Genomic DNA, 26,741 nt, shown 5'->3' with positions numbered 1-26,741 from the left:
ATGGATAAATTACAAGTACTTCAATCATTTGTCGGAAAAGAATTTACAGCATCCCCTTCCCCATTCATGAGATGGCTCAACCCCATCGTGATTTCGGCAGAAGAAGGACATATTGAATTTCAATATACGGTAAGAGAAGAATGGCTGAACCCAATGGGAAATCTTCATGGCGGTGTTACAGCGGCTATCATTGATGACGTTATTGGTGCTACGATGTTTTCATTAAATGAAAAAACCTTCATCGTTACGGTAAATAATAGCATCGATTATTTTTCAGCTGCCAAAGAAAATGATAATATTGTAGCCGAAACGAAAATTATAAAAAGAGGAAAGCAATTTGTGAATGCACAATGCGAGATATGGAACGCAGACAAATCAAGACTTATTGCAAGAGGAACCTCTAATCTATTTAAAATCAATAACTAAAATGAAAAGAGTTGTCATTACAGGATTAGGCGCAGTAACGCCTTTAGGAAATAATGTCGAAGAATTCTGGCAAAACAGTATCAACGGAGTAAGCGGAGCAAATAAAATCACCCATTTTGATACCGAAAAATTTAAAGTACATTTTGCTTGTGAGGTTAAAAATTTTGATCCAAAAGTTTATTTAACACACAACGAAATCAAAAGAAGCGATCTTTTTTCACAATATGCAATGTATTCTGCGGCAGAAGCATTGAAAGATTCCGGACTTGAACTGGAAAATATGGATCCATTCGACACCGGCGTTATCTGGGGAACCGGACAGGGCGGAATGATTACTTTCGAAAATGAAGTGAATGACTTTGCAAAAGGAGATGGAACCCCACGTTTCAATCCGTTTTTCGTTCCAAAATTTATTGCCAATATGGCTTCAGGGATGATCTCTATGAAATTCGGTCTTCGAGGAATTAATTATACTACAATTTCAGCTTGTGCTACAGGAAACACGGCTTTGATGGATGCTTTCAATTATATCCGTTTAGGAAAAGCAAAAGTGATTATCAGCGGTGGTTCGGAAGCGGCAATTACAGAAGCTTCCATCGGTGGTTTCTCGAGTATGAAAGCGATGTCGACAAGAAATGACGATTTTGCTACCGCCAGCCGTCCTTACGATGCAGAAAGAGACGGTTTTGTAATGGGAGAAGGTGCCGGAGCTTTGATTTTGGAAGAATATGAGCACGCTAAAGCAAGAGGTGCAAAAATATACGCTGAACTTGGCGGAGCAGCGATGACTGCTGATGCTCATCACATGACAGCACCTCATCCTGACGGTGTGGGCGCAATAAAAGCAATGCAGCTTGCCATGAAAGAAGCGGGTGCCAATATTGAAGATATCGATTATCTGAATCCTCATGCAACCTCTACTCCATTGGGAGATTTGATTGAATTAAAAGGAATCAGTAAATTATTCAACGGTAGTAAAAACCTTGATCTAAGTGCTACAAAATCTATGACAGGTCACTTATTAGGAGCAGCAGGTGCAGCAGAAGCCATCCTTTCTATTAAGGCGATTGAAAAAGGAATTATTCCGCCAACCATTAATCTTCATTCTATTGATGAAAATATCCCGAAAGATGTAAACATCGTTTTTGGAGAAGCAAAAGAAAAGAATATCAATTTTGCATTGAGCAACGCTTTCGGTTTCGGAGGTCATAATGCGACGTTGGTTTTCAAGAAGTTTTCTTAATTTTATCTTTTTAGCAAAATCAAACATGTCCAAACTAAAAGAAATACGAGAGCTTAAAAACCTGACTCAGGAAGAGCTGGCGGAGAGCTCTGGTATTTCTGTGAGGACGATTCAGCGGATAGAAGCAGGAACAATTCCAAAAGGATATACGCTCCGTACCTTATCTCAAACATTAGGAATTGAAGAAAATATACTTCAGAATATTCCTGAGGAAGCAATAGCAATTCCAGAGCAACCGACAGAAAAACAGTTCATCGAAGAAAAAGCAGAGGAAGTTCTTATCAATTATTCTTTTATTAAAATCATCAACCTTTCTTCCATTCCATTTATTTTATTTCCTCCACTAAATATTTTACTTCCGATTATTTTAATGTTTAAGCTAAACCAGAAAAATAATTTATCCAAACAAATCATTACACTTCAAATCCTCTGGACGATTTCTGCGCCTGTTATTTTCATGCTTTGGATATTTTTAAAATTGCGCGGAAACTATACTTTAGGCATTTTGATCATTATTGTCTTGTCTAATGTATTCATGATTATTAGAAATGCCATTGAAATCGATCGAAAACAAAAATTACATTATAAACTGAATTTCAATATGATATAATTACAATTTGTGATTGTCGGGTTTTTGTCGGGTTCATTTTTTTGTATTAAAAGCAGGAAATTCAACCTTTGTCGAAAATTAAAAACTATGACAAAAACATTGTATTTCTTGCTTCTATTCTTCTTTCTTTTCACTTTTAAAATTAAAGCTCAAACAGAGATTTTTGATAATGATCCTGCGATTAAAAATTGGGTAAAGGAAAATCATATTCGCACGCTTGGACTCGGAATAATTGAAAATGAAAAGCTTAAACAGATCAAAGTTTTCGGCGAAATTAAAGAGAATATTCCAGCACCTTACAATACAATTTTTAATGTAGCATCGCTTACTAAGCCCATTACGGCAATGGTTGCTTTACAGTTGGTCAATTCCGGAAAATGGAATTTGGATGAACCTATTTCCAACTATTGGATGGATCCTGATATTGCCAACGATCCGAGAGCAAAAAAACTAACCACAAGAATTATTTTGAGCCATCAAACAGGGCTTCCCAACTGGCGATGGATGAAAGAGAATAAAAAGCTGAACTTTGATTTTGAACCCGGAACAAAATATCAATACTCCGGTGAAGGAATGGAATATTTAAGAAAAGTTCTTGAAATAAAGTTCAAAAAAAGTTTAGATCAATTAGCGAAAGAATTGATTTTTCAACCTCTACAAATGAACGACACCAACTATATTTGGGATCAAAATACTGATGAAAAGAGGTTTGCCATTGGCTATGACAAAAACGGAAAATCTTACGAAATCATTAAAAATACAACGGTCAATGCCGCCGATGATCTTCACACGACGATAGAAGATTACGGAAAATTTCTGGTCAACATTTTGGAAGGCGGAAATATAAACCCTAATATTTATTCAGAAATGATCAAAAAGCAGGTGAAAACAAAGGAAAATAAATATTTTGGATTGGGGTTTGAAATTTATGACTTAGGAAATGGCGAATTTGCATTATCTCATGGTGGTTCCGATTTGGGAAGTCAGTGTATTACTTTCATTTTACCAAACACAAAACAGGGTATTTTAATTTTTACCAATGCCGATGAAGGCTATAAAGTATTTGAGAAATTGCTTGTTCATTATTTGGGTGAAAACGGGAAAAAAATTGTGGATATTGAAACGAAGTAATTATCGAATTTTATTCGTTTTTTTATAACGCAAAGATTTTATTTTCGATCTTATAATTTTCAGAAAGCAAAGACAAATGAAATTTGCTGCGCGAAGCTTGAAAATATCGCTTCATCAAATCAACTTGTTGATTCTTCTTTGCTCCTTGGATATGAGAATATGTTAATTAAATCTTTGCGTTAAAAAAAAGAAAAGATTAAGAAAATAAATCATATCATCATAAATAAAAAAAATTGTAAGTTAGCATAAGCCATGAAAATAGATCTATGAGAAAACTCAACTATATTTTATTGATTTTTATTTCGAATTTTTTGCTTTCACAAAACAACTTTGAAATTAATTTAACTGCAGATTCTTATGTAAACGATAGCCTGATTCTAGGTGCTCCGATGACGAGAAAAGGCTTTGGAGATTTATATACATTCAAAATACAGCTGAATAAAAACACATCTCTTTTTCCGTCTGACCATTCTATATATACTATAAAAGTTCAGAAGGAAAACCTCATAAAGGGTTTTATAGAATATCCTCAGCCGGTTGCTTTCACTTATCTTGATAAGAAAAATAAATCATTTGCTATTTCTAAAATTTTCTTTCTCGAAAAAGGAAAATATGACATTGAACTTCCAGTTTTCAAGAATCAAACAGAAATCAATATCGATTCTCCAACCAATCGGGATTTTAAAAATTTGCAGAAATCATTAAGCTCCGTTTATATCAAATCTACAGATCTACAAAAAATGGATAGCCTGACCAGCTTTGATGAAAAGCAGAAAATTTTAAGTCAATACATCAAAAAAAATCCAAATTCTTATGCTGCGTTGTGGGAAATTGTAAATGATTATACTTTGTACAATTATCATCCTGAATATCTGGAAAACATGAAATTATTTTCACCTTCTATAAAAAAGAATACTTTATACAAAAAACTGGAAAACAAACTTTTAACTGAGAAAAAAACATTAACGGGAAATAAAATTCCTGACATTTATTTTAATAAGAATAATAAATTAACGGCTCAAGATTTTAAAAATCATAAACTTACTTTTATTGATTATTGGGCAACTTCCTGTGCACCTTGCGTAAAAGGAATGCCTGAAATTGTGAATCTCTATCATGAATTTAAAGACAAAGGAGTGCAATTCATCACGGTTACTGATGAACAAAAGCCTGAAAGAATGAAATTAGCCCAAGCAATTCTTCAGAAAAATAATGCTACATGGTTCAATTTTTTTGATATGAATAAAGACTTTCAGAAAAAACTCAATGCCACTGGCTATCCATTGCATCTTTTAATTGATGAAAACGGAAAAATTGTCGCCAGAATCATGGGCGATCTTTCGGAGGTCAGAAGTAAAATCAATGAATACGTGGAATAATTCGGTTCAAACATAAAAAAAGCAGCCAAAACCGACTGCTTTTTCCCTTGTACGAAATTTATATAAAACACTTAAAATGATTGTGTTCAGACTAGTCTTTATCTGCAATAAAGAAATCATCGGCATCTTCAGCAATCGGGATGTATAATCTTTCCCATTCTTTGCTTTTCACCATATCCCAGCTATGCCCTTTTCCTTTAAGATCTTCAGCCAAAAGAACAGTTCCCGGCTTGATCATAAACGTAGAACCGTCTGTTACTTTAAATTTAATATTTCCTTTAATGGTAATCACATACTGTCTTCTCGGCGCCGGGTGAGCATTCTTTTCCCATTCTTCTGTTTTATTGCTCATCCAGAAAGTGGTGGTGTTCATGTGTTTCAAAGTTGGGATTTTTCCTTTTTCGAAGGCACATGAGCCGTCAGGATTATTGATTAATCTAACCGCCGGAATAAATTCGGTAGATTCTTCTACTTTTACGCTTACTTTTTTATGGTCTTTGTTTTGTCCGTTCATAAAACCTACGGTGCTTAATGCTAAAACTAGGCTGAAGCCTTTAATGAAATTTTTCATTATAAATTTAAATTTTTTATTTTAATTGTAAACAGTATCATGAACCATCATTTTTTCGAAAAATGGTTTATATTTTTGAACTAAAGCCAAATGCTCGGGAAGCTGACCGTAGGCTTCCAGTTCTTCCAAAGTATCGAATTCCATCGAAGCGTTGTAGGTGAAGGTATTATCAAGAACCGCTCTTGGTGATGAATTCGCAGGTTTTCCGTAGCGTAGATTTTTTTGATAAGGCAATTTTTTCAAACCTTCAAAAAAGTTTTCAAACTCTTTTACTTCAGCTTCAGAAAGATCTTTACGAAGCCAGAACAATAAATAATGAAAGTACACTTTTTTCTTTTTTATAGGGTTAAACATCGGTAAAGCAGATCCAAATACGCTTCCTGAGATCAGCAACAATGCCGAAGCCTGAACTGATCGGAATAAAAATTTTCTTCTTTCCATTGTAATATTATTTTAGTACGAATCTTATGAAAGAAAGTAGGTTTTGGCTTGAAGTTGGAAGCCAGAAGATGGAGGCAAGAGGCAAAATCGTTTATGAAGTTCACATCAACCTCCCTCTTCCGGCATCCCGCCATTTAAAAACCTATTCTAACATACTATTCATGTTATTTTTAATTAAAATCTATTCTGTATTTTAAAACAAATTGCCATTTTCTATCTGAAACCACGGCATTATTGGAAGGATCAGCCGTATAAACAGGTCTGTTTTGAGCATCGAAGGACAGTCGGGAAGACATTCCGTTCATCAATAATGAAATTCCTGCATCGTAGATGATGGCATTGTCATGAAGACCTTTCAAATCAGACAACTGCATACTTACCGCAGGCTGAAGCTGAAGATTCTTTTTTTCTTTATTTAAATAAGGAAGCGTTCCTCCCAATTGAACGTAATAGGTATTTCCTGTTCCGATCACGGGCATTGCATTACCGGCGCCATTCAGACTTGCCATCGAAGCATCTACAGAAGTTGCAGGATTGTTGGTTCCTACATATCGAACATAATTCGGGCCGTAATCGTTGTGCATTGCCATTCCGTAAGCACTTATTGAAGTTCCTTTTTCTTTGTTTAAAGGAGCATCATAGAATAAATCCACCGCAAAATTTTTCATATCATCATTCACGGTATTTTTATCTGCATCTAAGTGCCACATCGCATCATGAATATAATCGAAACCAGCCCCCAAACTCAATACATTCTTTTTTCCGACATACGTTCCGGAGTTGAAAGGCGTTGAAATATTTTCTTTATCTAAAAAAGCATACCTGAAATATCCTGAAAAGTCTTTGTGAGGTGCATTTTTACTGAAAGTCGCCACATTCAATTTAGGATCAGCGGTCGCCATTGTGTAAGGATCTGCCACCACCAAACGGTAATCAAATCTTCCTAACTGACCTTTGATATAAGCGCCCAATTCTCTCACCGTATAATCGGTTGCTCCCGCATTAGAAGTCGCGTACGCGGGCAAATCATATAACAACGTATTCAAAGGGCCTGTGGTAAATCTTGATAAACCTCTCCATGTAGAGCGCCCTGCCCCGAAAGCTATTTTATCACTGAAAGAATATTCTGCGTAAGCATCCAGCAAATCAAAATAATTGCTTCCTTTTGCATTTACGTTAACATTTGTAGTTCCGCCCTGTAATACAAACATCAACTTTTCGGTTGGTTTGTAGGTCATTTTTACCCTTACTCTTCTTAATGAAAGGTCTGAAGCACTGGATTCCGCCTGATTATTAATCATACTTCCCGGATTCAGCTGTGTGTATCTCGCCCAAAGCTCTGCGTAACCGCTAAATGAAATATAACGAGAATGTTCATCATTAAGATAATGCGTAAGCCCCGGATTGTTAAAATCATTCTTTTTCTGCGCTTCTACTTTTGAGTATAAACTCATTAAGGAAACTAAAATAAGTCCGATTTTAAAAGATTTTTTACTCATGATATTTTCTTTATTCTTACTCTTTATTGTTGATTTCAACGGGACAAAATTAGGCTGGAAAAACAAGGAAGGTCGTTAGAAAACTATTAGAAAATCTTTAGAAATTTATTATAAACCACAGGAGCATAGTCTGTAAAAGGAAAATATGAGATACCTTTGTATAGGATTTAAAGAACAACTGAAAATCAAACCTTTGGCTGTTTTTATTTTAAATAATTAATCTTTATAATTTGTTCTAAATTATTTCTGCATGAACGTTTTAATCATAGAAGATAATATCCGTGTTTCCAGTCTTTTGAAGAGAGGTCTGGAAAGTCAGGGCTATCAGATTTATATTTCTGAAGATGCCGAAGATGCCCTGGTGATGGTAGATAAAATTGTTTTTGATCTCGTGATTACCGACATCATGCTTCCAAACATGAATGGTATTGAACTCAGCAGGATCATCAAGCAAAAAAATCCCGATCTGCCGATTATTATGCTGACGGCCTTGGGAACTATTGATGAAAAAATTGAAGGTTTTGATGCCGGTGCTGATGATTATATGGTTAAGCCTTTTGAAATCAGAGAATTATATGCCCGAATAAAAGCTGTTTTATTAAGAAAATCATCTTTGCCAAAGAAAAACGAAGTATCAAATAGTATTGATTATCAAAATCTTACCGTAAATAAAAACACCAATCGTGTTTTCAGAAACGGAAAGGAAATTAATCTCACCCCGAAAGAATTTAAGCTCTTAGTTTTCTTGATAAGCAATGCAGAAAGGGTATTGAGCCGCGAGGAAATTGCCGAAAACGTTTGGGGGAACCATTTTGATACGGGAACAAATTATATTGATGTTTACATTGCCTATCTCCGTAAAAAAATTGATAAAGACTTTGACGAAAAGCTGATTCACACCAAACCCGGAATGGGATTCATTTTTACTCACACTTTATGAAAATAGCTACCAGAACGGCTCTCAACTACGCGATCCTTACGGCAGGAATTCTGTTTGTATTTGCTTACACTTTATACTTTGTTTCAGAAAAAAACCGAGAAGATGAATTTAATGATCGTTTAGGCTATAAAATTACGTGGAGATCAGAATTTATATTTGATGCCAATATCAACGATGCTAAAATACGCGAGCTTCACCAACGTAATAAAAAAATACTAAATGAAGCAGACATCAGCGTTTATGACAGTAAAAAAGAATTGATCTTTACAGATATTGAGCCTTCTTCAAAAAATCAGTATTATTTGGATCAACTGATTAAAACAAAAAAAAATAAAATAACATGGCAACGTCGTGACCGCCAATATATGGCCTTCAGGTATGAATTTAATAATGAAAATTTTTACATCATAGGAAGCGCTATTGATGTAACGGGAAAAGCCCATATTGAAGAATTCAAGAAAGATATTATTATCGTTTACATAATTTCTATCATCATTATTTTTATTATCGGCTTTCTTTTTTCGTATTATACTTTGAAACCTTTAAAGGATATTATTCTTCAGATTCGCGATATTTCGGAACACAACCTCAACAAAAGATTGGTGGTTCCCAAAGCAAAAGATGAAATTTATGAGCTCACCGAAACTTTTAATTCAACCTTTAACCGTTTAGAAAAATCATTTAATAATCACAGACAATTTGTAACAACAATTTCACATGAATTCCGGACACCGCTTTCCACTTTAATCGCTGAGCTTGAGCTCGCTAAAGAACTGAATGTAACCTTAGACGATTATAAAATATCCATTGATAATGCTTTACAAGATGCAACTCATGCGTCACAGCTTTCTTCGGCTTTGCTGGATTTTGCAAGAGCGAGTTATGATGTTTCGCAGATCAGCTTTGTAGATCTCCGTCTGGATGAAGTTTTGGCAGATGCAAAAGTGGCTTTACTGCAGAAAAATCCGAATTACAGAATCGGAATTAATTATATGGACAGTTGGGGAGATAAAGACGAAAGCAATTATGATTTCCACGGAAATCCTTATCTGTTGCAGATTGCATTTTTAAATTTAATGGAAAATGCCTGCAAATATTCTTCAGATAAATACTGTTCAGTAGAAATTGAAGTTCAGAATAAAAATCTGGAAATCCGCTTTATCGATCATGGAATAGGTATTTCGAAAGAAGATCAATCCAAAATATTTGATCTTTTTTATCGCGGAAGCAATAAAAGCTACGAAAAAGGAAACGGCATCGGCTTATCGATTGTCAAGAGAATTATCGAAATGCATCAGGGCAAACTTTCGCTGCAATCTGAACCGGAAAAAGGAAGTATTTTCAGAATAAAATTCTGTTCACAAAATAAAAAAGCAGTCTAAAATCAGACTGCTTTCTATTTTTTCTTAAGCTTTTAACCATTCCGATTTGGAAAGATAGTTTTGATCAGGATAATAAATAAAAAGGCAATTTCTTCCTTTTATTGTATTAATGATCGGCTGAGTAAGATCTCTCGGAACCGCCGGGCATCCCCAACTTCTCCCGATTCTTTTGTGCATTGCTGCAAACTCATCACTTACATAATCTGCGCCATGCATGACGATGGCTCTTTTGTACGCGGCATCGTTAAAACCTTTGTCCATACCCAGCAATCTCAGAGAATATCCGTTGTCACCGTTATACGTAGCATCTGTGATATAAAATCCTAAACTACTTTGCAGCGAGCTGTTGGTATTGGAGAAGTTGGTGGCAAATTCTTCACCCGTGTTTTTCCCGTGGGCAACGAGTGAATTAAACAATACCTTTTTTTCTTCAGTGTCAATTACCCAAAGTCTTTTTGTATTCGAAGACATAGAAAAATCGCATACCGTAAGTAAATGCGAATCCTGATTAAGCAAACCAGCTTTCTTCAAATTCTCAAAACCAGTTAAGGCTTTGAAGAAAACTTCTTCGTTAAGTTCGTGTCCTGTTTCAAATGCAATAGATTTGTACAATTCTTCTGATGAAGATACCGCATTGGCCGTCTTCTCAGATTTCGTGTCGGCTACTCTTTCAATTTTTTTTGTACTGATTTCATTCCTTACAATCGCCGTTCTTGGAGACAGATAGAATGAAGTAGTTACTACGTAAACAATACCTAATAAGCTATAAAATCCTTTCATTCAATATTATGTTAAATCCAATTGAGTGGGACAAATTTATAAAAACATAATTATCAAGGCATTATAACTCCACAAAGTTTAACTGAATTTAAGAAACTTTAACTTCCTGATTTTGTGATTTAAAACCCCATTATTTCTCAGAATCTCCTACAAATTCAAGGCTGATAGAATTCATACAATAGCGCAGTCCTGTAGGTTTCGGGCCATCATCAAACACGTGTCCCAAGTGCGAATCGCATCTTTTACAAAGCACCTCTACCCTTTCCATTCCGTACGCGGTATCTCTTTTATAATATACTCCTTCTTTATCGGCTTCAAAAAAACTTGGCCATCCGCAACTGCTTGAAAATTTTGAATCAGAACGGAATAAATGATTACCGCAAACCGCACAATAATAATCGCCCAACTCATCAAAATCATTGTATTTTCCTGTAAAAGCTCGTTCTGTCGCTGCTTCCCTTGAGATTGCATACAAGTCTGGAGCTAAGATTTTTTGCCATTCTTCATTGGGAATATCGAGTTTCGTGGTATCTGTTCTGGAATAGTATGGATTGTTTTTTGCTTGGTTTTCCATAGAATTATTTTAAATATTTTTGATAATAAGATTGAAAATTAAACGATAAGTTCACAACCAAATTTAGTAAATTTGAGAATATGAATGATGAAGCAAAAAGAAAACAGTTAAGAAAATATAAAGCCTTTGCCACCGGATTATTTCTGCTGATGGCTGCTTTGTTTATTATAACAACCATTCTTCAGAAAACCACCGATTCTCATTGGGTTGGCTATGTTCGGGCATTCTCCGAAGCCGCAATGGTTGGGGCTTTAGCCGATTGGTTTGCCGTTACCGCTTTGTTCCGTCATCCGCTTGGATTACCGATTCCGCACACGAATCTCATTGAAAACAGCAAACAAAAACTCGGCGATAATCTCGGAAGTTTTGTGGTTAGTAATTTTCTTTCGCCGCAGAATATCAGACCTTATATTCAGAAGTTAAAAATTTCAGGTTTTGTGGGCGAATGGCTGGGAAAAGAGAAAAGTCAGAAGGTTTTGATTCAAAATATTTCGGATATTGTTTTAGATATTTTAAATAAACTTGATGATTCTACAGTAAGCCAGTTCATCAGCAAAAAAGTATCTGAAATGACGAATGATATTAAACTGAATAAAATTGTCGGCAACGGGATTCATTATATTTTGGAGAAAAACGATCATCAGAGAATTATTACCAATCTTTCATCACAGATCAAAAATTATATTATTGAAAATGATGAAATGATCCAAAAACGTGTAAAAGAAGGAAGTTATTCTTTCATTCCATCTTTTGTTGACAATAAAATAGCAGATAAAATTGCCAGCGGGCTATCTGATTTTTTCAAAGAAATTGAAGAAGATCCTGAACATGAATTGAGACATTTGATCACACAAAAAATCTATGACTTTTCAGTTGATTTAAAGGAAGATCCGAAATGGGATGAAGAATTTAAGACTATTAAAAACGATCTTTTAAAAGGCGATAAATTGGAAGAATATTCCAATGACATCTGGGTTTCCATTAAAAATACATTGAAAAAAGAATTACAGGAAGACCAATCTTCATTAAAAAATTATTTATCTAAAAATCTGAATGAATTTTCACAAAATCTAAAAACTGACGAAAATCTTCAGAATAAAATTGATCATTGGGTTCGTGTAACCGCTTATAAATATATTCTGAAAAATACCCATCAATTTGGGAACCTCATCAGTTCAACCGTTGGAAACTGGCAGGGAAAAGAATTGAGCGAAAAGCTTGAGCTAGAAGTCGGGAAAGATCTTCAATTCATCAGGGTTAATGGAACTTTAGTCGGTGGATTGGTTGGATTGATTATTTATACGATTTCGCATTTTTTCCTTTAAAATCAAAACAAAAAAGAGAGCTCAAACAAACTCTCTATATTTATTTTCTCTTGAATATTTTCCTGAAAAGATTGGGATAAAAATCCTCTGTTCCAATTCTTAATTCTTTAGTTACTGGAAATAAAAATTTCAAAACCGGAATAAGAAATACCATTAAAATAGCAAAAATTATAATATTCATATAGCTGCAATTATCTTGGTAAACGGCTCGCTCTCGTCAGAATCGCTTTATTGATATCATTAATCAATTCAGGGCCTTCGTAGATAAAACCTGTGTATAATTGTACCAAAGTTGCGCCTGCATCCAGTTTTTCCAAAGCATCTTTTGCAGAATGAATTCCACCCACCCCAATGATCGGGAATGCTCTGTTGCTTTTATCAGAAAGATATTTGATCATTTTTGTACTTCTCTCGCGAATCGGTTTTCCGCTTAAACCACCATTTCCGATTTGCTCTAAAACTTCCGGTGAAGTTTTCAGGCCTTCTCTGTTGACTGATGTATTGGAAACTACGATTCCGTCGATTTTTGTTTCGGCAATCAATTCGATAATTTCATCAAGCTGTTGATTATTTAAATCCGGAGCAATTTTCAATAAAATGGGCTTTTGTACCGTTTTTGACTGGTTGATTTTTTTAACCTCTGTAATCAATTCGCGTAAATATTCTACATCTTCCAGTTTGGCGTGACTTCCAACGTTCGGACAGCTTACATTCAGCACAAAATAATCTACGTAAGGGTGCAGTCCATCGAAACAATTCAGATAATCCTGAGTATAATTTTCCGGTGTCGTATTCGTATTTTTTCCGATGTTTCCACCGATGATGATTTTTCCTTTGTTGCCTTTCAGTTTTTCAATTGCTGCTTCCAAACCTTCGTTGTTGAATCCCATTCTGTTGATGATTCCGCCATCTTCAATTAGTCTGAATAATCTTTTCTTAGGATTTCCCGCTTGAGCTCTTGGAGTTACCGTTCCGATTTCCACAAATCCAAAACCTAAATCTCCCAACTCATTAAATAAAACAGCATTTTTGTCGAAACCGGCAGCCAATCCTACAGGATTTTTAAATTTTAAGCCGAAAACTTCTCTTTCCAGACGTTGGTCTACAATAGGTTTTGGAAAAAATAATTTGGTAAGAAATCCAAAATTCTTGAGCATTGAAAAAGTAAAATGATGAACTTCTTCAGGATCGAATTTGAAAAGGATCGGACGAATGAGCGATTTGTACATTGAAAAAAAGTTTTACAAAAATACTCATTTTAAAATTAATGGTTGTTAACGTATGATATTTTATGGAAAATATTGAAATAGCTTGAGTCTATGATAAGTAGATCAAAAAGCTTGCGTCACTTCGAGTAACGCAGCAAAGCGGAGTGTATCGAGAAGTTTTGGGTTGTATAAATAGCAATTCATTTAATTAATAACTTCTCGATACGATTTTTTTCAAAATCTACTCGAAGTGACGGTGAATTGTTCAAATAAAAATTAAGAATATGCACTCAAATCCAGTTTCAAAATATCCCCTACTCTTTTGAATTCCTCATCTATCGTTGCATTTACGGTAATCTTTTCGTTAGAAATGGGATGATTAAAAATTAACTGATGAGCGTGAAGCGTCATTTTATTGATTCCAAATGTTTGAAGCCACAATTTATTTTGTTTGTTGCAACCATGTTTTCGACAACCTAAAATTGGGTGCAAAATATGTTTAAAATGCTTTCTCAACTGATGAAATCTTCCCGTTTGAGGAATTGCTTCGACTAAACAGTATCTCGAAGTCTGATGTTTTAAAAAAGGTAAATCTATTTCCGAAGTCTGCAAACGGCGATAATAGGTAATCGCATTTTGTGTAACCTCGTTTTCATTCACCAAATCATAATCAATCGTTTCTTCTTCTTTTGTCCAACCTCGGAGAATGGCGATGTATTTCTTTTCAACCAGTTTCTCCTCAAATTGAGTACTCATCATTCTCAATGTATCTTTATCTAAAGTAAACAACAAAACGCCCGAAGTTTTTCGATCCAAACGATGCACCGGATACACTTTTTGCCCGATCTGCTTTCTCAGTTCCTGAATCGCGTAAGTATCGGCCTCTCCTGAATAAAAGGATTTATGAACCAATAATCCGCTCGGTTTGTTGATGGCAATAAGATTTTCGTCGCGATAAAGAATTTCTAACATTCGGCAAAAGTAGAGAGATTTTCACGATAAACGATTCTTTACGAATAATAAAAAAGATTTTATCTTCACTAAAATTATGTAACATTTTCGGTCAGATGTTCTCTAAATTCTAAAACAATAAATGCACAATTTAAACTTCGAGGAAATTTATCATACCTATTGGAAAAAGATTTTTCGACTCTGCATGGGATATATAAATAATGACGATATGGCGAAAGATTTGTGCCAGGAAACTTTTGTCGCCGTTTTTCAGCAGTTGCCAAAATTCCGCCAGGAGGCGAATGTCGGTACTTGGATCTACAGAATTGCAACCAATATTTGTCTGAGACAGGTAAATGTGGAAAAGAGAATGCCTAAAAATGAACTTCCTTATCAGATTAAAGATATTTCGGACAAAGAACATAAGCAGGAACAGGAAAAAATGACTGACTTTCTCTATCAATGTATTTCCGAATTACCTGAATTGGAAAGAATTATCATTTCTCTGGAATTAGAAGAAATGAAACAGAAAGACATTGCCGAAGTTGTGGGAATTTCGCCTGCCAATGTGAGAGTGAAAATACATAGAATCAAAGAAAAATTAACCGAAAAATTTGCAAAGTATGAAACCCAATTATAATTTTCAGGACATCTGGAATAAAAAAAATATTGAAGTTCCGGATATCAAAGAAATAAAAGCAAAATCCGAAAAATACAGAAAAAAACAGATATTAAAAGATATCGGGCTCATTGCTCTTTTACTTTTATGTGCAGCTTTGGTAATCGGCATCTGGATATTTATTAATTTCTCTTTTTTTACGACAAAATTTGGAATTATGCTGGTTCTTATTGCAGTATCTTCCTATGCCTATTTGGTCTTCCAAAATGTTAATATTTTAAAGAAAATCAATATTTCAGCTACCAATCAGGAATATCTTGCCGGAATGAAAAAAACTGAGCAGCAGCAGATTTATATGCAGACTAAAGGTTTAAGTTTTTATTACATTATACTTTCTTTTGGCTTTGCATTTTACTTTTATGAATTTGTTTTAAGAATGTCTTGGCTAGGCGTTGTATTAGTTTACGGATTAACTTTTTTATGGTGTGCTGTTAGCTGGTTTATCATCAGGCCGAGACAGATCAGAAAACAGAAACAAAAAATATCATCGGTCATTACTTCTTTAGAAAAACTGGAAAAAAGCCTTGAAGAATAATCATAACACTTATTAAACAAATGAATATCAAAAAATTGTTGTAAAATCTGTATTTTTGCACTTCAGACGTTAAAAAAATTATGGCAAAGCAAGAAGATGTTTTCAAGAAAGTGATTTCTCACGCTAAAGAATATGGTTTTATTTTCCCTTCGAGTGAGATCTACGATGGTTTATCCGCTGTCTATGATTATGGACAAAACGGTGCCGAATTAAAAAATAATATCAAACAATATTGGTGGAAAGCGATGGTACAGCTTAACGAAAATATTGTCGGCATTGATTCAGCCATTTTGATGCACCCAACAACCTGGAAGGCATCGGGCCACGTAGACGCTTTCAACGATCCATTGATTGACAATAAAGATTCTAAAAAACGTTTCAGAGCAGACGTTTTGGTGGAAGATTACTGCCTGAAAATTGAAGAAAAAGAGAATAAAGAAATTGAAAAAGCAGCGAAAAGATTCGGAGATGCTTTTGATAAAGAACAATTTGTAGCAACAAATCAAAAAATTATTGATTACAGAGCTAAAAGAGAAGCTATTCTTTCAAGATTGGCAAAATCTCTTGAAAATGAAGATCTTGCTGATGTAAAAGCTTTAATTGAAGAATTGGAAATTGCTGATCCAGATACTGGTTCTAAAAACTGGACGGAAGTAAGACAATTCAACTTAATGTTCGGAACTAAATTAGGTGCTTCTGCAGATTCTGCGATGGATCTTTATTTGAGACCGGAAACGGCTCAGGGTATTTTCGTTAACTTTTTGAATGTTCAGAAAACGTCTCGTCATAAGCTTCCTTTTGGTATTGCACAAATCGGAAAAGCATTTAGAAATGAAATTGTTGCAAGACAATTTATTTTCAGAATGCGTGAATTCGAACAAATGGAAATGCAGTTTTTCGTTGCTCCAGGAACTGAATTGGAATTCTACGAACAATGGAAGCAAAAACGTCTAAACTGGCATAAAGCTTTAGGTTTAGGTGATGAAAACTATAGATTCCACGATCATGAGAAATTGGCTCATTACGCAAATGCTGCGGCTGATATTGAATTTAATTTCCCATTTGGTTTCAAAGAATTGGAAGGTATTCACTCAAGAACGGATTTTGATTTGAAAGCTCACGAAAAGCATTCAGGAAGAAAGCTTCAGTTCTTCGATCCTGAAAGAAACGAAAATTATGTGCCTTATGTTGTAGAAACTTCAGTAGGTTTAGACCGATTATTCCTTTCCCTATTCTCTCATTGCCTGAAAGATGAAGTATTGGAAGACGGTTCAGAAAGAACAGTTTTATCTTTGCCACCGGCTTTAGCGCCAATTAAAGCCGCTATTCTTCCATTAATGAAGAAAGACGGTTTGGCAGAATATGCTGAGAAAGTTTTCAATGATTTGAAATATGATTTCAACTTATTCTACGAAGAAAAAGATGCGATCGGAAAACGTTACAGAAGACAGGACGCGATTGGAACACCTTATTGTATCACGATCGACCACGATTCTTTAACAGATCACACGGTGACCATAAGAGACAGAGATACAATGGTTCAGGAAAGAGTTCCGGTATCGGAATTAAGAAGAATTATCGACGAAAAGACAAGTTTCAGAAATTTACTTTCAAAAATATAGATAAAAAGCCTTGAGAAATCAGGGCTTTTTTTATACACTTTTTTTGAATAGATTTGTTTTACACTAATCATTCAAAATATGTGGTTAATAATTCTGCAAACGGTTCTTATTGTTTTAGTTGTAGCCATTATTCTTATGTATCTTTTTGGATATGGCTATCTTTTCAGCGGTATTTCCAAAACGTATTTGCGGGGAAGGTCTACCGCTTATATTGATGATGGAAAACTGTTTACCAGCAATATCATTAAAACCGCTTCTCCTAAAATTTGGGAAGAATCTTCCGTTTATAATAAAACCAATTTACCGAAAAATATAGTTGATGATTTAATTCATGCTAATACCGCCGCTTTTATTGTAGTAAAAGACAGAAAACTTGTTCATGAACAGTATTGGAACGGCTATCATCAACTTTCACATACCAATTCTTTTTCCATGACGAAAGTAATTACGGTCATGCTTTTGGGAAAGGCGATTGAAGAAGGAAAAGTCAACAGTATTGATGATCTGTTTTCAGATTATTTTGATGAATTTAAAACAAAAGGATTCGGAAGAAGTTTAACGTTAAAAAATTTAGCCCAAATGGAAGCCGGACTCAATTGGGATGAAGATTACAAAAATCCTTTTTTACCGACTGCCAAAGCCTATTATGGAAGAAGTTTGATGAAAGCTACTTTTTCAAGAAAATTTAAAGAAAAACCAGGCGAAAGATTTGAATATCAAAGTGGAGCAACGCAGTTATTGGGTTTTGCTCTGAAAAAAGCATTAAATCAAACATTGGCAAGTTATCTTTCTGAAAAATTCTGGATTCCGTTGGGAATGGAACAAAACGCAGAATGGAGCACCGACGAAAGCGGCATGGAAAAAACGTATTGCTGTATTCACTCTAACGCCAGAGACTTTGCCAAGTTGGGACAATTATTTTTGGATGACGGAAAAGTAGATGGCGAACAAATTTTAAACCTTGATTTTATTAATCAAATGAAAACTCCGACAGAAAAATCTGAGGAAATTTACGGAATGGGCTTTTGGATTAATTACGATAATCCAGTAAAACATTATTATTTTCTTGGACTTCAGGGACAATATATTATCATGGTTCCTGAACATAATATGGTGATTGTAAGAACCGGAAGTTATAATAATCTGCCAAAAAATGACCGCGGAAGACCAGATCAGGTGAAATTTTTAGTCAATGAAATGGTGAAGTTATTTTAAAAGTTTAGAATAAATTTTTGTTTAATGAAATCTGAAATTAGCTTCTGTAAGCGTATTATTCTTCAAAAAAGCTTCATATTCGGGAGATAATTGTTTTCGGCCAAAAGTATTTTCACCGCTCATGCTACCGAGGCGCACTTTGTCTTTTCCAAACTTTTTATTCATGGCATCCATCGCTTTCATCACCGGTAAATGCTGGTTCTGTGTATCTTCTTCAAAAAGGCTGATCAAACGTTGATCTTCAGGAACAAAATCATTCACAATAACACCAGCTTTTTTATAATGAAAACCTTCTTTGTAAATAGCTTCAAACAACTCATTCACAACCCTTCCAATCAAAATGGAAGAATTGGTAGGATTAGGAAGAATTTTCGTCATGGCATTTCTATACTCTGGCAAATCTGTTCTGAAACGATTGGTTTGAACAAAAACAGTCACCATTTTGCAACACGTATTTTGTTTTCTCAACCTCTCAGAGCAATACATCCCAAAAGTTTCTACACGTTCGCGAACATCTTCTTTTTTGGTCAGCATTTCCATGAAACTTCTCGTGACCGCGATTGATTTTTTGGGTGAAGGTGAATCTAATTCTAATTGACGAATGCCTTTCAATTCATTAATCATTCTTATCCCATGAATTCCCATGATCTTACGAACCCACATTTCAGGTTTTTGTAATAAATCCCAAGCTTTATAAACCCCGTTGTCATGCATTTTAGCAGCTAAACGTCTTCCAATTCCCCAAACATCGCCGATATTCAACCATTTTAAAGCAATCTCAATTTTTTCTGGAGTATCTAAAATAAAGACTCCATTAAATCTCTCAGGATCTTTTTTTACAATTCGATTGGCTATTTTGCATAAGGTTTTGGTAGGCGCAATGCCTATGCTTACAGGAATATTAGCTTTTTCTTTAATTTCATCCTTGATTTTAATACAGTAATCCTGAATATTAACATATCGAAAGCTCGTGAGATCTAAAAACAATTCATCGATACTATAAACTTCGAAATCTCTTTCGCCAACATACGATTTTGAAATCTCAATAACCTGCTGGCTTTTAAAATTATACAATTCAAATTTTGCAGAAAAAGATTGCACATCGTACTTTTTGAAAAGTTCCTTATACTTAAAAGCAGGAGCCGCCATCGGAATTCCCAAATCTTTGGCTTCCTTACTTCGGGACACAACACATCCGTCGTTGTTGGAAAGTACCACGACCGGTTTGTTTTCAAGCTCAGGATTTAGCGTCCGTTCGCAGGAAACAAAGAAATTATTGCAATCTACCAAAGCATACATGATGAGAAAATGAACATTTCAATACACAAAATTATATCTTTTGAATCAGAACAATGCAGTGAAATAAAATTTTAACATCATTAATAATTATTTGATTATCAAATTATTAATTATTTTAAATACGTCATGTTTTGTCGCATTTATAGGCTTTATTGCAAGGTTTATTTTTCTGCGATTTTCTTTTATTCATTCAAAGAAAATGATCCTAATTAATTATAAGTTTATCCGAATAATTGAGTTTTTTATCAGACAAAATCCACATCTCGTCGATATTATTATTATTCTAAATAGCAACTTTATACTTTTGAGGAACATTAAAGCAAAGAATCACAAAATAAGAATTGGTTTGATTATAATTTTTCAACAATATTCTTTAAAAAGTGAATATAGAATGATAAAAACTAATGCTTATAAAAGATAAGTAAAAAAATAAAAACTAATGAAAACCTCAAAGCAAAAAATATTTAATAAGAAAAGCGTCTTGTATGTACTCATTGCTTCGGCGTTGGCATCATGTACGAATAAAAGTGACAGCTACGGTATTTTGAACAGTGATAGAAGCATTAATTATAAAACAGCTTTCGATTTTGTAAAGAAAAATGCGATTTTAAATTTCCATGTAAGTAATTCGGGAAACCAAGAGCAGGATTCGAAATTTATTAATGATAATGACATTACTGAAAATGTAGAGTTATCTTATGACAAGTCTAAAGAGCTCATTAATTCAAATGCAATATCAGATTATAGCTTTGTTAATTTTGTTCTTCCTTATAAAGTTAATTTCACCAATGATTTCAACTGGCGAAAAAACGTTTTGAAAAGCTATGAACTTCCTAAAACGTATGTTTTAAACTCTGAAAAATCTGTTATTGAAGCATCAAGCTATTTAAACAATAGAATAAAAAGTTTAAATATTCCTTATTCAGCTCCCTTTCCTCAGGAAGATTACTGGTCGTTCAGTCATTTATTAAAAGAAAAGAAAGGTTCTGATATTGCGTTGGTAAATCTTGCAAGTTTTATCAACAGAGCCAACGGAATTCCTGTAACCATAGATTATGCTCCGGTTTGGGGAAATGCCGATGGAGGAAAAGCATGGAATGCGTTGGTATTTGATCAAAAAAAATCGTTTGCATTTGCCGGCGGTACAGATAATATAGGAAATTTTGATCCTAAAAAAATTATTAATAGTATAAAAGACACTCTAAATAATTCTTATACCATTACAAAGGTATACCGAAGAGGTTTTGTTCCGGATACCGCTTCCGTTTATCTGAAATATTATAAGACATTGAGCAAAATGGGCTTTACCTCTACTTACTCAGATATTGATGTAACAGATCAGTATGCGAAAACTATAAAATACAATGTAAACGGGTTTTATAATGATAAAACAGAGATTGCCTTACTTTCTGTATTCAGTTTTAATAAATGGCTTCCGATTGCTGCCATAAGCCCTAAGCACAAACAGATGGTGTTTGATAAAATAGGAGTCGGCGCCTTATATCTTGTTCATTCACCAGATAATTATTCTAAAAAAGCATTGTTTTATGTAGATAAAAGCGGAAAGCTGCTATTCTTTGATAAGTCTAAAACTTCTACAATTACGATTTCTCAAACAGAATCTATCGCTACCCGACTAAAAAATATGGCTGCGGAAAATAGAAATGCAAATAATATAGCATCTCTTGCTCAAAATACAATTAATTCTAAACTGGAAAACGGAAAAGTGTATACATTGTACAAATTGAGCGACAGTAACTGGGAAAAACAAGAAACTAAGTCTGTGGCCAACAACAAATTATCATTTTCCGGGCAATATCAAGATGGAATTTATATGACTGCTCCTGAAAAAGAAGAAAAAATAAATTCAAAAAGACCTTTCATTGTTGCAGGCGGAAAGGTAGTCTTCATCTAAAACACCAAAAACTTCTCAATATATACTTCGTATTTCTCTTATTTAAATGAAGAGAAACAGGGAAAACTTTACCCAAAAATCCCTGAAAAAAATCCAAATCTCAAAATATTAATCATGAAAAATTACAGAAAATTACTTTTTGCGGCATTCGGGATTATTCCTTTAGCCCTTTCTTCCTGGACATCGGAAGATCCAATTAAGCAATATCAGGTTATCGACAACCAGAGCAAAGTTTCATCTGTTGGCACAATCGGAACGTCTGATTATCAAAGTGAAATCATTGTGCAAAGTAAAAAAGATGTTTTAGTCTTGGTAGACAGATATGACTATGTAGACAAGGTTGTAATCACTACAAAAACATTAGAACCTACAACCTCATCTGTGGAAGATATTATAAAAACGTATCAATAAAATTTTTAAATAAATAATAATCATGAAAAACAATAAGAAATTACTTCTTGCAGGAGTTGCTGTTGTTCCACTAGCAATTTCATCGTGGACGTCTGAAAACACCACTTCAAAAATTCAAAACATTGACGATCATTCTAAACTATCTTCTGTTGAATTAATCGGAACAACCGATGTAATGATAGATGTTTCTGAAAAAGATAAAAGAAGTGTCGTTGCCTTTATAGATAAAACCGACGCCCCAAGTAAAGTAGCTGTTTCGTCAAAAACATCAAAACCTTACGATCCGGATTTATCCATGTCCTTTGAAACGATCGTAGAAACCTATAAATAAATTTCCAAACAACTAATAAATATGAAAAACTACAAAAGGTTACTCATTGCAGGATTGGCAATAGTACCGCTAGCCCTTTCTTCTTGGGCATCGGCAGAGCCTCCGGATAAAGACTATAAGAAAACCACCGATTATAGTACCGAAATCACAAAAGATAATATCGGAACAAGCTCTGTACAAGACGAATTATTTTATCCCCAAAGACAACAGATCTCTGTACAGCTTAGAAGTTCCGATAAAGTAACAAAAGCTCTCGAGCCTGTTCTTACGATGAACGAAATTTTAGAAAATTATAAATAAATATTTTATTATGCGAAACTACAAAAAGCTATTATTAGCGGGGCTTGCAATAGTTCCTTTGGCATTATCTTCCTGGACTTCGGAAGACCCTACAAAAAACATCAGAAACCTTCAGGATTATCCTACTTCTCAATTAAAAGAGATGGATCAGCAAGTTGGGGCAGGCTTCTTACAAAGCATTTTTACTGTAAAATCAAAGAAAACAGTAATTAATGTATCCAATATGGAAACTGTGGAAGTTGCCGAATCTAAGGTAACTACAACTATTGAAAACCCGGGATTTTCTTTAGACAAATTAGTAAAAGATTATCAATAAAATTTTAATATAAAATTACTATGAAAAACTACAAAAAGTTATTATTCGCCGGATTGGCAATCGTTCCAATGGCGCTTTCTTCTTGGACTTCTAATGATCAAAACATAAACTTCCAAAACGGAGACGGAAGTAAGCTGGCCAACGAAGAACTTGTGGGAACCGTAGCAGCTACAAGCTCGGTAACTGTAAAAACTCAGAAAAAAGTAATCAGCGTATCTACTATACAGGAAGTAAGTGTTGCTGAAAAAACAGTAGCAACAGGTTCAGGATCTCTGGAACCGGTACTTTCTCTAGATAAAATCGTAAACGATTATAAATAATTATTAAAAACAATATTATATCATGAACAACTACAGAAAATTATTATTCGCTGGATTGGCAATCGTTCCAATGGCGCTTTCTTCTTGGACTTCTAATGGTCAAAATGCTAACTATGAAAACGGAGACGGAGCTAAATACTCTTCTATCGAGATCATTGGGGATACTGCAGCAAGCAGCGTAGTAACTACAAAAACAAAGAAAAACATCTTTTCTAAAGAAACAGTGGAAACAGTAGACAAAGTAGAGAGCAAGGTAGCAATCTCAGCTTTCGACAAAACTCTTTCTTTTGACAAAATCGTAAACGATTACAAATAATTATAAAACAATATTATATCATGAACAACTACAGAAAATTATTATTTGCAGGATTAGCAATCGTTCCAATGGCACTTTCTTCTTGGACTTCTAATGATCAAAATGCAAACTTCCAAAACGGAGACGGAAGCAAGGTGGCAACCGTAGAACTTATTGGTGATACTGCGGCAAGCAGTGTAGTAACTTCTAAAACTAAAAAAACAGTTTTTGAAAAATCAAGCATTCAGGAAACAAATGTCGTAGAAACAAAAGTGGCTACAAGTTTAGACCCAGTATTAACGTTTGACCGCGTTTTAGAATCTTACAAATAATTTATTAATCCATAGCACATTCAGTTGAATGTATTCAACTGAATGTGCTTCTAAAAAACTTTTAAACCTTATGAAAAAATCTATTCTAATCTTACCAGCAGCTTTATTACTAACAGTTTCTCTATTATCATTCAACAAATCTGATAACGGAATTGAAACGGTAAAATACGACACTATTGGAAAAGTAGCATCTATGGATGATGAGCTTGGAGCTTTTATTAAAAGTACAGTTATTACAAACAAAAGCTTTAAGAAAGAATGCTCTGTAGACGTTTGCGTAAAAAGAGATGCGGTAAGCGTTTTTGAAACAAAAATTGTATCTGCTATGGATCCAAGTATGGATTTAGGTAGAATTGTTGCAACTTATAAATAATTATATTATGAAAAGCCTTTATTCTTACTCATTATCAATCATCTGTGCAGTTATTTTTCTTTGTTCATTCAATATCGAAAGAGGTAGGCATATCTACCGAAACGGATGGGCAATCCCTGCACAACAGAATCTGAAAATTAAAAATTCTTCCAAAGAAAATTTAGATGTTGTTTTGTATAATCCTTCTACAACAGAAGATTTACAATACATCAACAGCAGTAACGAGTTGAAAACTTTACCTAAAAATGACTCTGTAACTACAAAAATAAATTTCAAAAATGAATTTTACGTTGTAAACAATTCTAACAACGAGAGCCTTTTCAAACTAAAGATATTGAATAATAGTGGCAGAATAAAGGCTTTCATACAAAAAAAGCTTCCAAAAAATTAGATCATGAAAAAACTAATAGTGTATTATGACGGTTGGTGCCCACGTTGTACCAAGTTCATGAAAACAGTAAAAAAGATAGATTGGTTGCAGCTTACAGATTTTCGCTCACTCAGAGAAAGAGATCCATCTATGAAAGGAATTGACTATGCACTGGCAGAAAAACAAATGGCCACTTATGATAAAAACTGGGTTTACGGATACGAATCCATTTTCAAAATCCTGATCAGATTGCCCCTGCTCTGGCTTTTCGTACCGGTTCTTTGGCTAATGCACATCACAAAAATCGGTCAGGCAATTTACATACAGTTGGCGGTTAACAGAAAAATAATCCCTCTTCACTGTGACAATGATGTTTGTAATATTTAATTATTAATTTTTTTATACTAATTACAATGAAATACCCAAAACTTTTTTTCATCTTCAGTATGGTGCATATTGCCCTGATACTGATCGTGTGTACTGCAAGTACTATCGATTCTTACGAGAAATCTACATCGTATGTGAAAAACGATTTCACAGATGCATTAAAAAACACAAAAGATCAAATTAAAGAATTCAACGGTGTAGCAGGAATTCAACAATATCAGGCATTCGCAGGTATTAACGCAGGATACGGATTCTTCGCTCCAAACGTTGCAAGCTCTTATATATTGAAAGTATCAGTATACGATAAAAATAAAAACTTGGTGAAGGAATCTTACTTCCCACCATTCAAATCTAAAGAAGGTCTAAACAGATATCATACACTATTAGGATATTTCCAAGATAGACTGACGATTCTAGAAAATAAAATGCAAAAGAAAAAATCTACAGAATTCAATGAATCTGATAAATACGGAGAATTCTTAGACATCTTCATAAAAAGTATAGGAAGATATTATTACAAAGATTACAATTCTGATAAATATAATATTTCATGTACCCTTTATCTACATCATCACCCGATGCTAAATGAAATAAAAACAGCCGACAAAACTAAACCAGTATTAATTAAACTCCTTGACATCGATGCAAAACCTCTTAAGAAAAACTAGTACCCTTCCTTACGAATTTTATAGATTCTTTAATGAATTTAAACTGGAAGACCGATTGTTCTTTGCATTTTTCAGAATCTCCATGGGATTATTCTTTTTGGTGCACTTTGTATCTACCCTTACAGATTTTGATCTTCTTTTCACCAATAAAGGGTTGATTCCTTTAGATGTGATAGAGTTTCTGGGCGCAGATAGAATGGTATCCTTCAATTTCATTATGAAATACCTTGGAACCATGAATATTTCAGAAGCATCTGTAATCATGGGCTATATTGTCGCTTATATCTTAGCATGTATTTCCTTAACGGTGGGATTCATGAGCAGGCTTTCCGCGTTGATTATCTTAATCCTTCATCTTATTATCTTTCAGTCTTCAAGTACTTTTATGTACGGAATTGATTTCTTCAAATCTATCGCCATGTTTTATTGCGTGATGTTTCCCTTAGGAAGTTTTTATTCTGTAGATTCAAAAATATTTAAACTCAAAGAGATCAATCCTACCCCATTCAGAAACCTTTTGAGAATTCACCTGTGTATCGTTTATTTCACTTCAGGTTTAGATAAAGCATTCGGAATCAACTGGTGGAACGGAGAATCTATCTGGAAAGCATTACACTTACCGGGATTCCAGTCTTATATTCTTGATAACACCAGCTATGATGTATTTGTAAGCTTTCCGATCATTCCAATTTTCATAGGAGTTTCTACCATTGCAGTAGAATTATTTTATCCTTACTTCATGTGGAAAAAAAGTACAAGAAAGTACTTTATCTGGATGGTAGTAGCATTACACGCAGGTATCATCATCGCAATGAATCTTTATTTCTTCGGAGCCTTAATGATCTTATTAAACCTAAGTGCCTACTTAAATCTTGAAGAATCTAAAAAACCAGTAGCAGTAACAGCATAAAAT

General features: G+C 34.2%; 33 protein-coding genes. 25 read left to right on the top strand and 8 right to left on the bottom strand.

Annotated features, from left to right (window positions below; genetic code table 11):
- From OXQ85_RS19740 to OXQ85_RS19720, 5 genes are all read left to right on the top strand, one after another.
- Complete coding sequence (locus OXQ85_RS19740) at positions 1–426, top strand: PaaI family thioesterase (RefSeq protein WP_267406724.1); 426 nt, start codon at positions 1–3, stop codon at positions 424–426.
- A 1-nt stretch (position 427) separates the two neighbouring features.
- Complete coding sequence (gene fabF / locus OXQ85_RS19735; RefSeq protein ID WP_267406723.1) at positions 428–1,669, top strand: beta-ketoacyl-ACP synthase II; 1,242 nt, start codon at positions 428–430, stop codon at positions 1,667–1,669.
- 25 nt (positions 1,670–1,694) lie between these two features.
- Positions 1,695–2,279: a helix-turn-helix domain-containing protein gene (locus tag OXQ85_RS19730; RefSeq protein ID WP_267406722.1), complete on the top strand. Its 585-nt coding sequence runs from the start codon at positions 1,695–1,697 to the stop codon at positions 2,277–2,279.
- A gap of 87 nt (positions 2,280–2,366) precedes the next feature.
- A complete protein-coding gene (locus OXQ85_RS19725; protein WP_346659724.1) occupies positions 2,367–3,410 on the top strand; it encodes a serine hydrolase domain-containing protein in 1,044 nt (347 codons plus the stop codon).
- A 266-nt stretch (positions 3,411–3,676) separates the two neighbouring features.
- A complete protein-coding gene (locus tag OXQ85_RS19720; RefSeq protein WP_267406721.1) occupies positions 3,677–4,789 on the top strand; it encodes a TlpA disulfide reductase family protein in 1,113 nt (370 codons plus the stop codon).
- A 91-nt stretch (positions 4,790–4,880) separates the two neighbouring features.
- Here OXQ85_RS19720 and OXQ85_RS19715 read toward each other — a convergent pair whose 3' ends face one another.
- From OXQ85_RS19715 to OXQ85_RS19705, 3 genes are all read right to left on the bottom strand, one after another.
- Entirely contained in the window at positions 4,881–5,360 is a 480-nt protein-coding gene (locus OXQ85_RS19715; RefSeq protein WP_267406719.1) for a hypothetical protein, read from the bottom strand.
- Positions 5,361–5,381: 21 nt separating this feature from the next.
- Positions 5,382–5,801 carry a Dabb family protein gene (locus tag OXQ85_RS19710; RefSeq protein ID WP_267406718.1) on the bottom strand — a complete coding sequence of 140 codons (420 nt, stop codon included), beginning with the start codon at positions 5,799–5,801 and terminating at the stop codon, positions 5,382–5,384.
- 170 nt (positions 5,802–5,971) lie between these two features.
- Positions 5,972–7,300 (bottom strand): hypothetical protein, encoded by a 1,329-nt coding sequence (locus OXQ85_RS19705; protein WP_267406716.1) that lies wholly within the window; start codon positions 7,298–7,300, stop codon positions 5,972–5,974.
- Between the two features lie 250 nt (positions 7,301–7,550).
- Between OXQ85_RS19705 and OXQ85_RS19700 the strand changes: the two genes are divergently transcribed.
- Both OXQ85_RS19700 and OXQ85_RS19695 read left to right on the top strand, forming a co-directional pair.
- Positions 7,551–8,240, top strand: coding sequence for a response regulator transcription factor (locus OXQ85_RS19700; protein ID WP_267406715.1), 690 nt, complete (start codon positions 7,551–7,553; stop codon positions 8,238–8,240).
- A complete protein-coding gene (locus OXQ85_RS19695; protein WP_267406714.1) occupies positions 8,237–9,622 on the top strand; it encodes a HAMP domain-containing sensor histidine kinase in 1,386 nt (461 codons plus the stop codon). Before OXQ85_RS19700 ends, OXQ85_RS19695 begins: the two co-directional genes overlap by 4 nt.
- Positions 9,623–9,646: 24 nt before the next feature.
- Here the strand turns inward: OXQ85_RS19695 and OXQ85_RS19690 are convergent, their stop codons facing one another.
- Both OXQ85_RS19690 and msrB read right to left on the bottom strand, forming a co-directional pair.
- The gene (locus OXQ85_RS19690) at positions 9,647–10,402 is read right to left on the bottom strand and encodes a murein L,D-transpeptidase catalytic domain family protein (protein WP_267406712.1); all 756 of its coding nucleotides are present in this window, start codon (positions 10,400–10,402) and stop codon (positions 9,647–9,649) included.
- 130 nt (positions 10,403–10,532) lie between these two features.
- Complete coding sequence (gene msrB, locus OXQ85_RS19685) at positions 10,533–10,976, bottom strand: peptide-methionine (R)-S-oxide reductase MsrB (protein ID WP_267406711.1); 444 nt, start codon at positions 10,974–10,976, stop codon at positions 10,533–10,535.
- Positions 10,977–11,056: 80 nt separating this feature from the next.
- On the opposite strand from msrB, the gene OXQ85_RS19680 reads away from it, so the two are divergent.
- A complete protein-coding gene (locus tag OXQ85_RS19680) occupies positions 11,057–12,301 on the top strand; it encodes a DUF445 domain-containing protein (RefSeq protein WP_267406710.1) in 1,245 nt (414 codons plus the stop codon).
- A gap of 191 nt (positions 12,302–12,492) precedes the next feature.
- On the opposite strand, the gene OXQ85_RS19675 is transcribed toward OXQ85_RS19680, so the two are convergent.
- Together OXQ85_RS19675 and OXQ85_RS19670 are read right to left on the bottom strand one after the other, a co-directional pair.
- Positions 12,493–13,530 carry a quinone-dependent dihydroorotate dehydrogenase gene (locus tag OXQ85_RS19675; RefSeq protein WP_267406709.1) on the bottom strand — a complete coding sequence of 346 codons (1,038 nt, stop codon included), beginning with the start codon at positions 13,528–13,530 and terminating at the stop codon, positions 12,493–12,495.
- A gap of 255 nt (positions 13,531–13,785) precedes the next feature.
- Positions 13,786–14,481, bottom strand: a complete 696-nt coding sequence (locus OXQ85_RS19670; protein WP_267406707.1) for a pseudouridine synthase — start codon at positions 14,479–14,481, stop codon at positions 13,786–13,788.
- A 121-nt stretch (positions 14,482–14,602) separates the two neighbouring features.
- Here OXQ85_RS19670 and OXQ85_RS19665 point away from each other — a divergent pair, with 121 nt between their 5' ends.
- From OXQ85_RS19665 to OXQ85_RS19650, 4 genes are all read left to right on the top strand, one after another.
- Positions 14,603–15,100, top strand: a complete 498-nt coding sequence (locus OXQ85_RS19665; protein ID WP_267406706.1) for a sigma-70 family RNA polymerase sigma factor — start codon at positions 14,603–14,605, stop codon at positions 15,098–15,100.
- Complete coding sequence (locus OXQ85_RS19660) at positions 15,084–15,674, top strand: hypothetical protein (protein ID WP_267406705.1); 591 nt, start codon at positions 15,084–15,086, stop codon at positions 15,672–15,674. Before OXQ85_RS19665 ends, OXQ85_RS19660 begins: the two co-directional genes overlap by 17 nt.
- Before the next feature lie 80 nt (positions 15,675–15,754).
- On the top strand, positions 15,755–17,296 hold the full coding sequence (locus tag OXQ85_RS19655; protein WP_267406703.1) for a glycine--tRNA ligase: 1,542 nt from the start codon (positions 15,755–15,757) through the stop codon (positions 17,294–17,296).
- A 78-nt stretch (positions 17,297–17,374) separates the two neighbouring features.
- Complete coding sequence (locus OXQ85_RS19650) at positions 17,375–18,511, top strand: serine hydrolase (protein ID WP_267406701.1); 1,137 nt, start codon at positions 17,375–17,377, stop codon at positions 18,509–18,511.
- A 21-nt stretch (positions 18,512–18,532) separates the two neighbouring features.
- Here the strand turns inward: OXQ85_RS19650 and OXQ85_RS19645 are convergent, their stop codons facing one another.
- The gene (locus OXQ85_RS19645) at positions 18,533–19,810 is read right to left on the bottom strand and encodes a Y-family DNA polymerase (RefSeq protein WP_267406699.1); all 1,278 of its coding nucleotides are present in this window, start codon (positions 19,808–19,810) and stop codon (positions 18,533–18,535) included.
- A 439-nt stretch (positions 19,811–20,249) separates the two neighbouring features.
- Here OXQ85_RS19645 and OXQ85_RS19640 point away from each other — a divergent pair, with 439 nt between their 5' ends.
- From OXQ85_RS19640 to OXQ85_RS19580, 13 genes are all read left to right on the top strand, one after another.
- Complete coding sequence (locus tag OXQ85_RS19640; protein WP_267406697.1) at positions 20,250–21,725, top strand: transglutaminase domain-containing protein; 1,476 nt, start codon at positions 20,250–20,252, stop codon at positions 21,723–21,725.
- Positions 21,726–21,839: 114 nt separating this feature from the next.
- Positions 21,840–22,136, top strand: coding sequence for a hypothetical protein (locus OXQ85_RS19635; RefSeq protein WP_267406694.1), 297 nt, complete (start codon positions 21,840–21,842; stop codon positions 22,134–22,136).
- 22 nt (positions 22,137–22,158) lie between these two features.
- The gene (locus OXQ85_RS19630; protein WP_267406692.1) at positions 22,159–22,467 is read left to right on the top strand and encodes a hypothetical protein; all 309 of its coding nucleotides are present in this window, start codon (positions 22,159–22,161) and stop codon (positions 22,465–22,467) included.
- A gap of 21 nt (positions 22,468–22,488) precedes the next feature.
- Positions 22,489–22,767 carry a hypothetical protein gene (locus tag OXQ85_RS19625; RefSeq protein ID WP_267406691.1) on the top strand — a complete coding sequence of 93 codons (279 nt, stop codon included), beginning with the start codon at positions 22,489–22,491 and terminating at the stop codon, positions 22,765–22,767.
- 10 nt (positions 22,768–22,777) lie between these two features.
- The gene (locus tag OXQ85_RS19620; protein WP_267406690.1) at positions 22,778–23,083 is read left to right on the top strand and encodes a hypothetical protein; all 306 of its coding nucleotides are present in this window, start codon (positions 22,778–22,780) and stop codon (positions 23,081–23,083) included.
- Positions 23,084–23,103: 20 nt separating this feature from the next.
- Complete coding sequence (locus OXQ85_RS19615; RefSeq protein WP_267406689.1) at positions 23,104–23,403, top strand: hypothetical protein; 300 nt, start codon at positions 23,104–23,106, stop codon at positions 23,401–23,403.
- 22 nt (positions 23,404–23,425) lie between these two features.
- Positions 23,426–23,719, top strand: coding sequence for a hypothetical protein (locus OXQ85_RS19610; RefSeq protein WP_267406687.1), 294 nt, complete (start codon positions 23,426–23,428; stop codon positions 23,717–23,719).
- Between the two features lie 20 nt (positions 23,720–23,739).
- Complete coding sequence (locus OXQ85_RS19605; protein WP_267406685.1) at positions 23,740–24,030, top strand: hypothetical protein; 291 nt, start codon at positions 23,740–23,742, stop codon at positions 24,028–24,030.
- 70 nt (positions 24,031–24,100) lie between these two features.
- Positions 24,101–24,403, top strand: a complete 303-nt coding sequence (locus tag OXQ85_RS19600) for a hypothetical protein (protein ID WP_267406683.1) — start codon at positions 24,101–24,103, stop codon at positions 24,401–24,403.
- A gap of 7 nt (positions 24,404–24,410) precedes the next feature.
- The gene (locus OXQ85_RS19595) at positions 24,411–24,794 is read left to right on the top strand and encodes a hypothetical protein (RefSeq protein WP_267406680.1); all 384 of its coding nucleotides are present in this window, start codon (positions 24,411–24,413) and stop codon (positions 24,792–24,794) included.
- A 3-nt stretch (positions 24,795–24,797) separates the two neighbouring features.
- Complete coding sequence (locus tag OXQ85_RS19590) at positions 24,798–25,160, top strand: DCC1-like thiol-disulfide oxidoreductase family protein (protein WP_267406677.1); 363 nt, start codon at positions 24,798–24,800, stop codon at positions 25,158–25,160.
- A 26-nt stretch (positions 25,161–25,186) separates the two neighbouring features.
- The gene (locus OXQ85_RS19585; protein ID WP_267406675.1) at positions 25,187–25,828 is read left to right on the top strand and encodes a hypothetical protein; all 642 of its coding nucleotides are present in this window, start codon (positions 25,187–25,189) and stop codon (positions 25,826–25,828) included.
- Positions 25,803–26,738 (top strand): HTTM domain-containing protein, encoded by a 936-nt coding sequence (locus tag OXQ85_RS19580; RefSeq protein WP_267406674.1) that lies wholly within the window; start codon positions 25,803–25,805, stop codon positions 26,736–26,738. The genes OXQ85_RS19585 and OXQ85_RS19580 overlap by 26 nt, the downstream gene beginning before the upstream one ends.
- Positions 26,739–26,741: the final 3 nt, after the last annotated feature.

Source organism: Chryseobacterium sp. GM_Chr_2 (assembly GCF_026540445.1).
Taxonomy (GTDB): domain Bacteria; phylum Bacteroidota; class Bacteroidia; order Flavobacteriales; family Weeksellaceae; genus Chryseobacterium.
This window is presented reverse-complemented; position numbering and strand designations above follow the sequence as displayed.

Bases quoted from the DNA above. Each gene is read 5' to 3' on its own strand.
- OXQ85_RS19645 (WP_267406699.1), bottom strand. From the start codon at position 19,810: ATGTATGCTTTGGTAGATTGCAATAATTTCTTTGTTTCCTGCGAACGG.
- OXQ85_RS19595 (WP_267406680.1), top strand. From the start codon at position 24,411: ATGAAAAGCCTTTATTCTTACTCATTATCAATCATCTGTGCAGTTATT.
- msrB (WP_267406711.1), bottom strand. From the start codon at position 10,976: ATGGAAAACCAAGCAAAAAACAATCCATACTATTCCAGAACAGATACC.
- OXQ85_RS19600 (WP_267406683.1), top strand. From the start codon at position 24,101: ATGAAAAAATCTATTCTAATCTTACCAGCAGCTTTATTACTAACAGTT.
- OXQ85_RS19675 (WP_267406709.1), bottom strand. From the start codon at position 13,530: ATGTACAAATCGCTCATTCGTCCGATCCTTTTCAAATTCGATCCTGAA.
- OXQ85_RS19710 (WP_267406718.1), bottom strand. From the start codon at position 5,801: ATGGAAAGAAGAAAATTTTTATTCCGATCAGTTCAGGCTTCGGCATTG.
- OXQ85_RS19715 (WP_267406719.1), bottom strand. From the start codon at position 5,360: ATGAAAAATTTCATTAAAGGCTTCAGCCTAGTTTTAGCATTAAGCACC.
- OXQ85_RS19725 (WP_346659724.1), top strand. From the start codon at position 2,367: ATGACAAAAACATTGTATTTCTTGCTTCTATTCTTCTTTCTTTTCACT.
- OXQ85_RS19690 (WP_267406712.1), bottom strand. From the start codon at position 10,402: ATGAAAGGATTTTATAGCTTATTAGGTATTGTTTACGTAGTAACTACT.
- OXQ85_RS19720 (WP_267406721.1), top strand. From the start codon at position 3,677: ATGAGAAAACTCAACTATATTTTATTGATTTTTATTTCGAATTTTTTG.
- OXQ85_RS19650 (WP_267406701.1), top strand. From the start codon at position 17,375: ATGTGGTTAATAATTCTGCAAACGGTTCTTATTGTTTTAGTTGTAGCC.
- OXQ85_RS19705 (WP_267406716.1), bottom strand. From the start codon at position 7,300: ATGAGTAAAAAATCTTTTAAAATCGGACTTATTTTAGTTTCCTTAATG.
- fabF (WP_267406723.1), top strand. From the start codon at position 428: ATGAAAAGAGTTGTCATTACAGGATTAGGCGCAGTAACGCCTTTAGGA.
- OXQ85_RS19655 (WP_267406703.1), top strand. From the start codon at position 15,755: ATGGCAAAGCAAGAAGATGTTTTCAAGAAAGTGATTTCTCACGCTAAA.
- OXQ85_RS19590 (WP_267406677.1), top strand. From the start codon at position 24,798: ATGAAAAAACTAATAGTGTATTATGACGGTTGGTGCCCACGTTGTACC.
- OXQ85_RS19635 (WP_267406694.1), top strand. From the start codon at position 21,840: ATGAAAAATTACAGAAAATTACTTTTTGCGGCATTCGGGATTATTCCT.
- OXQ85_RS19630 (WP_267406692.1), top strand. From the start codon at position 22,159: ATGAAAAACAATAAGAAATTACTTCTTGCAGGAGTTGCTGTTGTTCCA.
- OXQ85_RS19680 (WP_267406710.1), top strand. From the start codon at position 11,057: ATGAATGATGAAGCAAAAAGAAAACAGTTAAGAAAATATAAAGCCTTT.
- OXQ85_RS19640 (WP_267406697.1), top strand. From the start codon at position 20,250: ATGAAAACCTCAAAGCAAAAAATATTTAATAAGAAAAGCGTCTTGTAT.
- OXQ85_RS19625 (WP_267406691.1), top strand. From the start codon at position 22,489: ATGAAAAACTACAAAAGGTTACTCATTGCAGGATTGGCAATAGTACCG.
- OXQ85_RS19660 (WP_267406705.1), top strand. From the start codon at position 15,084: ATGAAACCCAATTATAATTTTCAGGACATCTGGAATAAAAAAAATATT.
- OXQ85_RS19670 (WP_267406707.1), bottom strand. From the start codon at position 14,481: ATGTTAGAAATTCTTTATCGCGACGAAAATCTTATTGCCATCAACAAA.
- OXQ85_RS19605 (WP_267406685.1), top strand. From the start codon at position 23,740: ATGAACAACTACAGAAAATTATTATTTGCAGGATTAGCAATCGTTCCA.
- OXQ85_RS19695 (WP_267406714.1), top strand. From the start codon at position 8,237: ATGAAAATAGCTACCAGAACGGCTCTCAACTACGCGATCCTTACGGCA.
- OXQ85_RS19610 (WP_267406687.1), top strand. From the start codon at position 23,426: ATGAACAACTACAGAAAATTATTATTCGCTGGATTGGCAATCGTTCCA.
- OXQ85_RS19700 (WP_267406715.1), top strand. From the start codon at position 7,551: ATGAACGTTTTAATCATAGAAGATAATATCCGTGTTTCCAGTCTTTTG.
- OXQ85_RS19580 (WP_267406674.1), top strand. From the start codon at position 25,803: ATGCAAAACCTCTTAAGAAAAACTAGTACCCTTCCTTACGAATTTTAT.
- OXQ85_RS19620 (WP_267406690.1), top strand. From the start codon at position 22,778: ATGCGAAACTACAAAAAGCTATTATTAGCGGGGCTTGCAATAGTTCCT.
- OXQ85_RS19740 (WP_267406724.1), top strand. From the start codon at position 1: ATGGATAAATTACAAGTACTTCAATCATTTGTCGGAAAAGAATTTACA.
- OXQ85_RS19585 (WP_267406675.1), top strand. From the start codon at position 25,187: ATGAAATACCCAAAACTTTTTTTCATCTTCAGTATGGTGCATATTGCC.
- OXQ85_RS19730 (WP_267406722.1), top strand. From the start codon at position 1,695: ATGTCCAAACTAAAAGAAATACGAGAGCTTAAAAACCTGACTCAGGAA.
- OXQ85_RS19615 (WP_267406689.1), top strand. From the start codon at position 23,104: ATGAAAAACTACAAAAAGTTATTATTCGCCGGATTGGCAATCGTTCCA.
- OXQ85_RS19665 (WP_267406706.1), top strand. From the start codon at position 14,603: ATGCACAATTTAAACTTCGAGGAAATTTATCATACCTATTGGAAAAAG.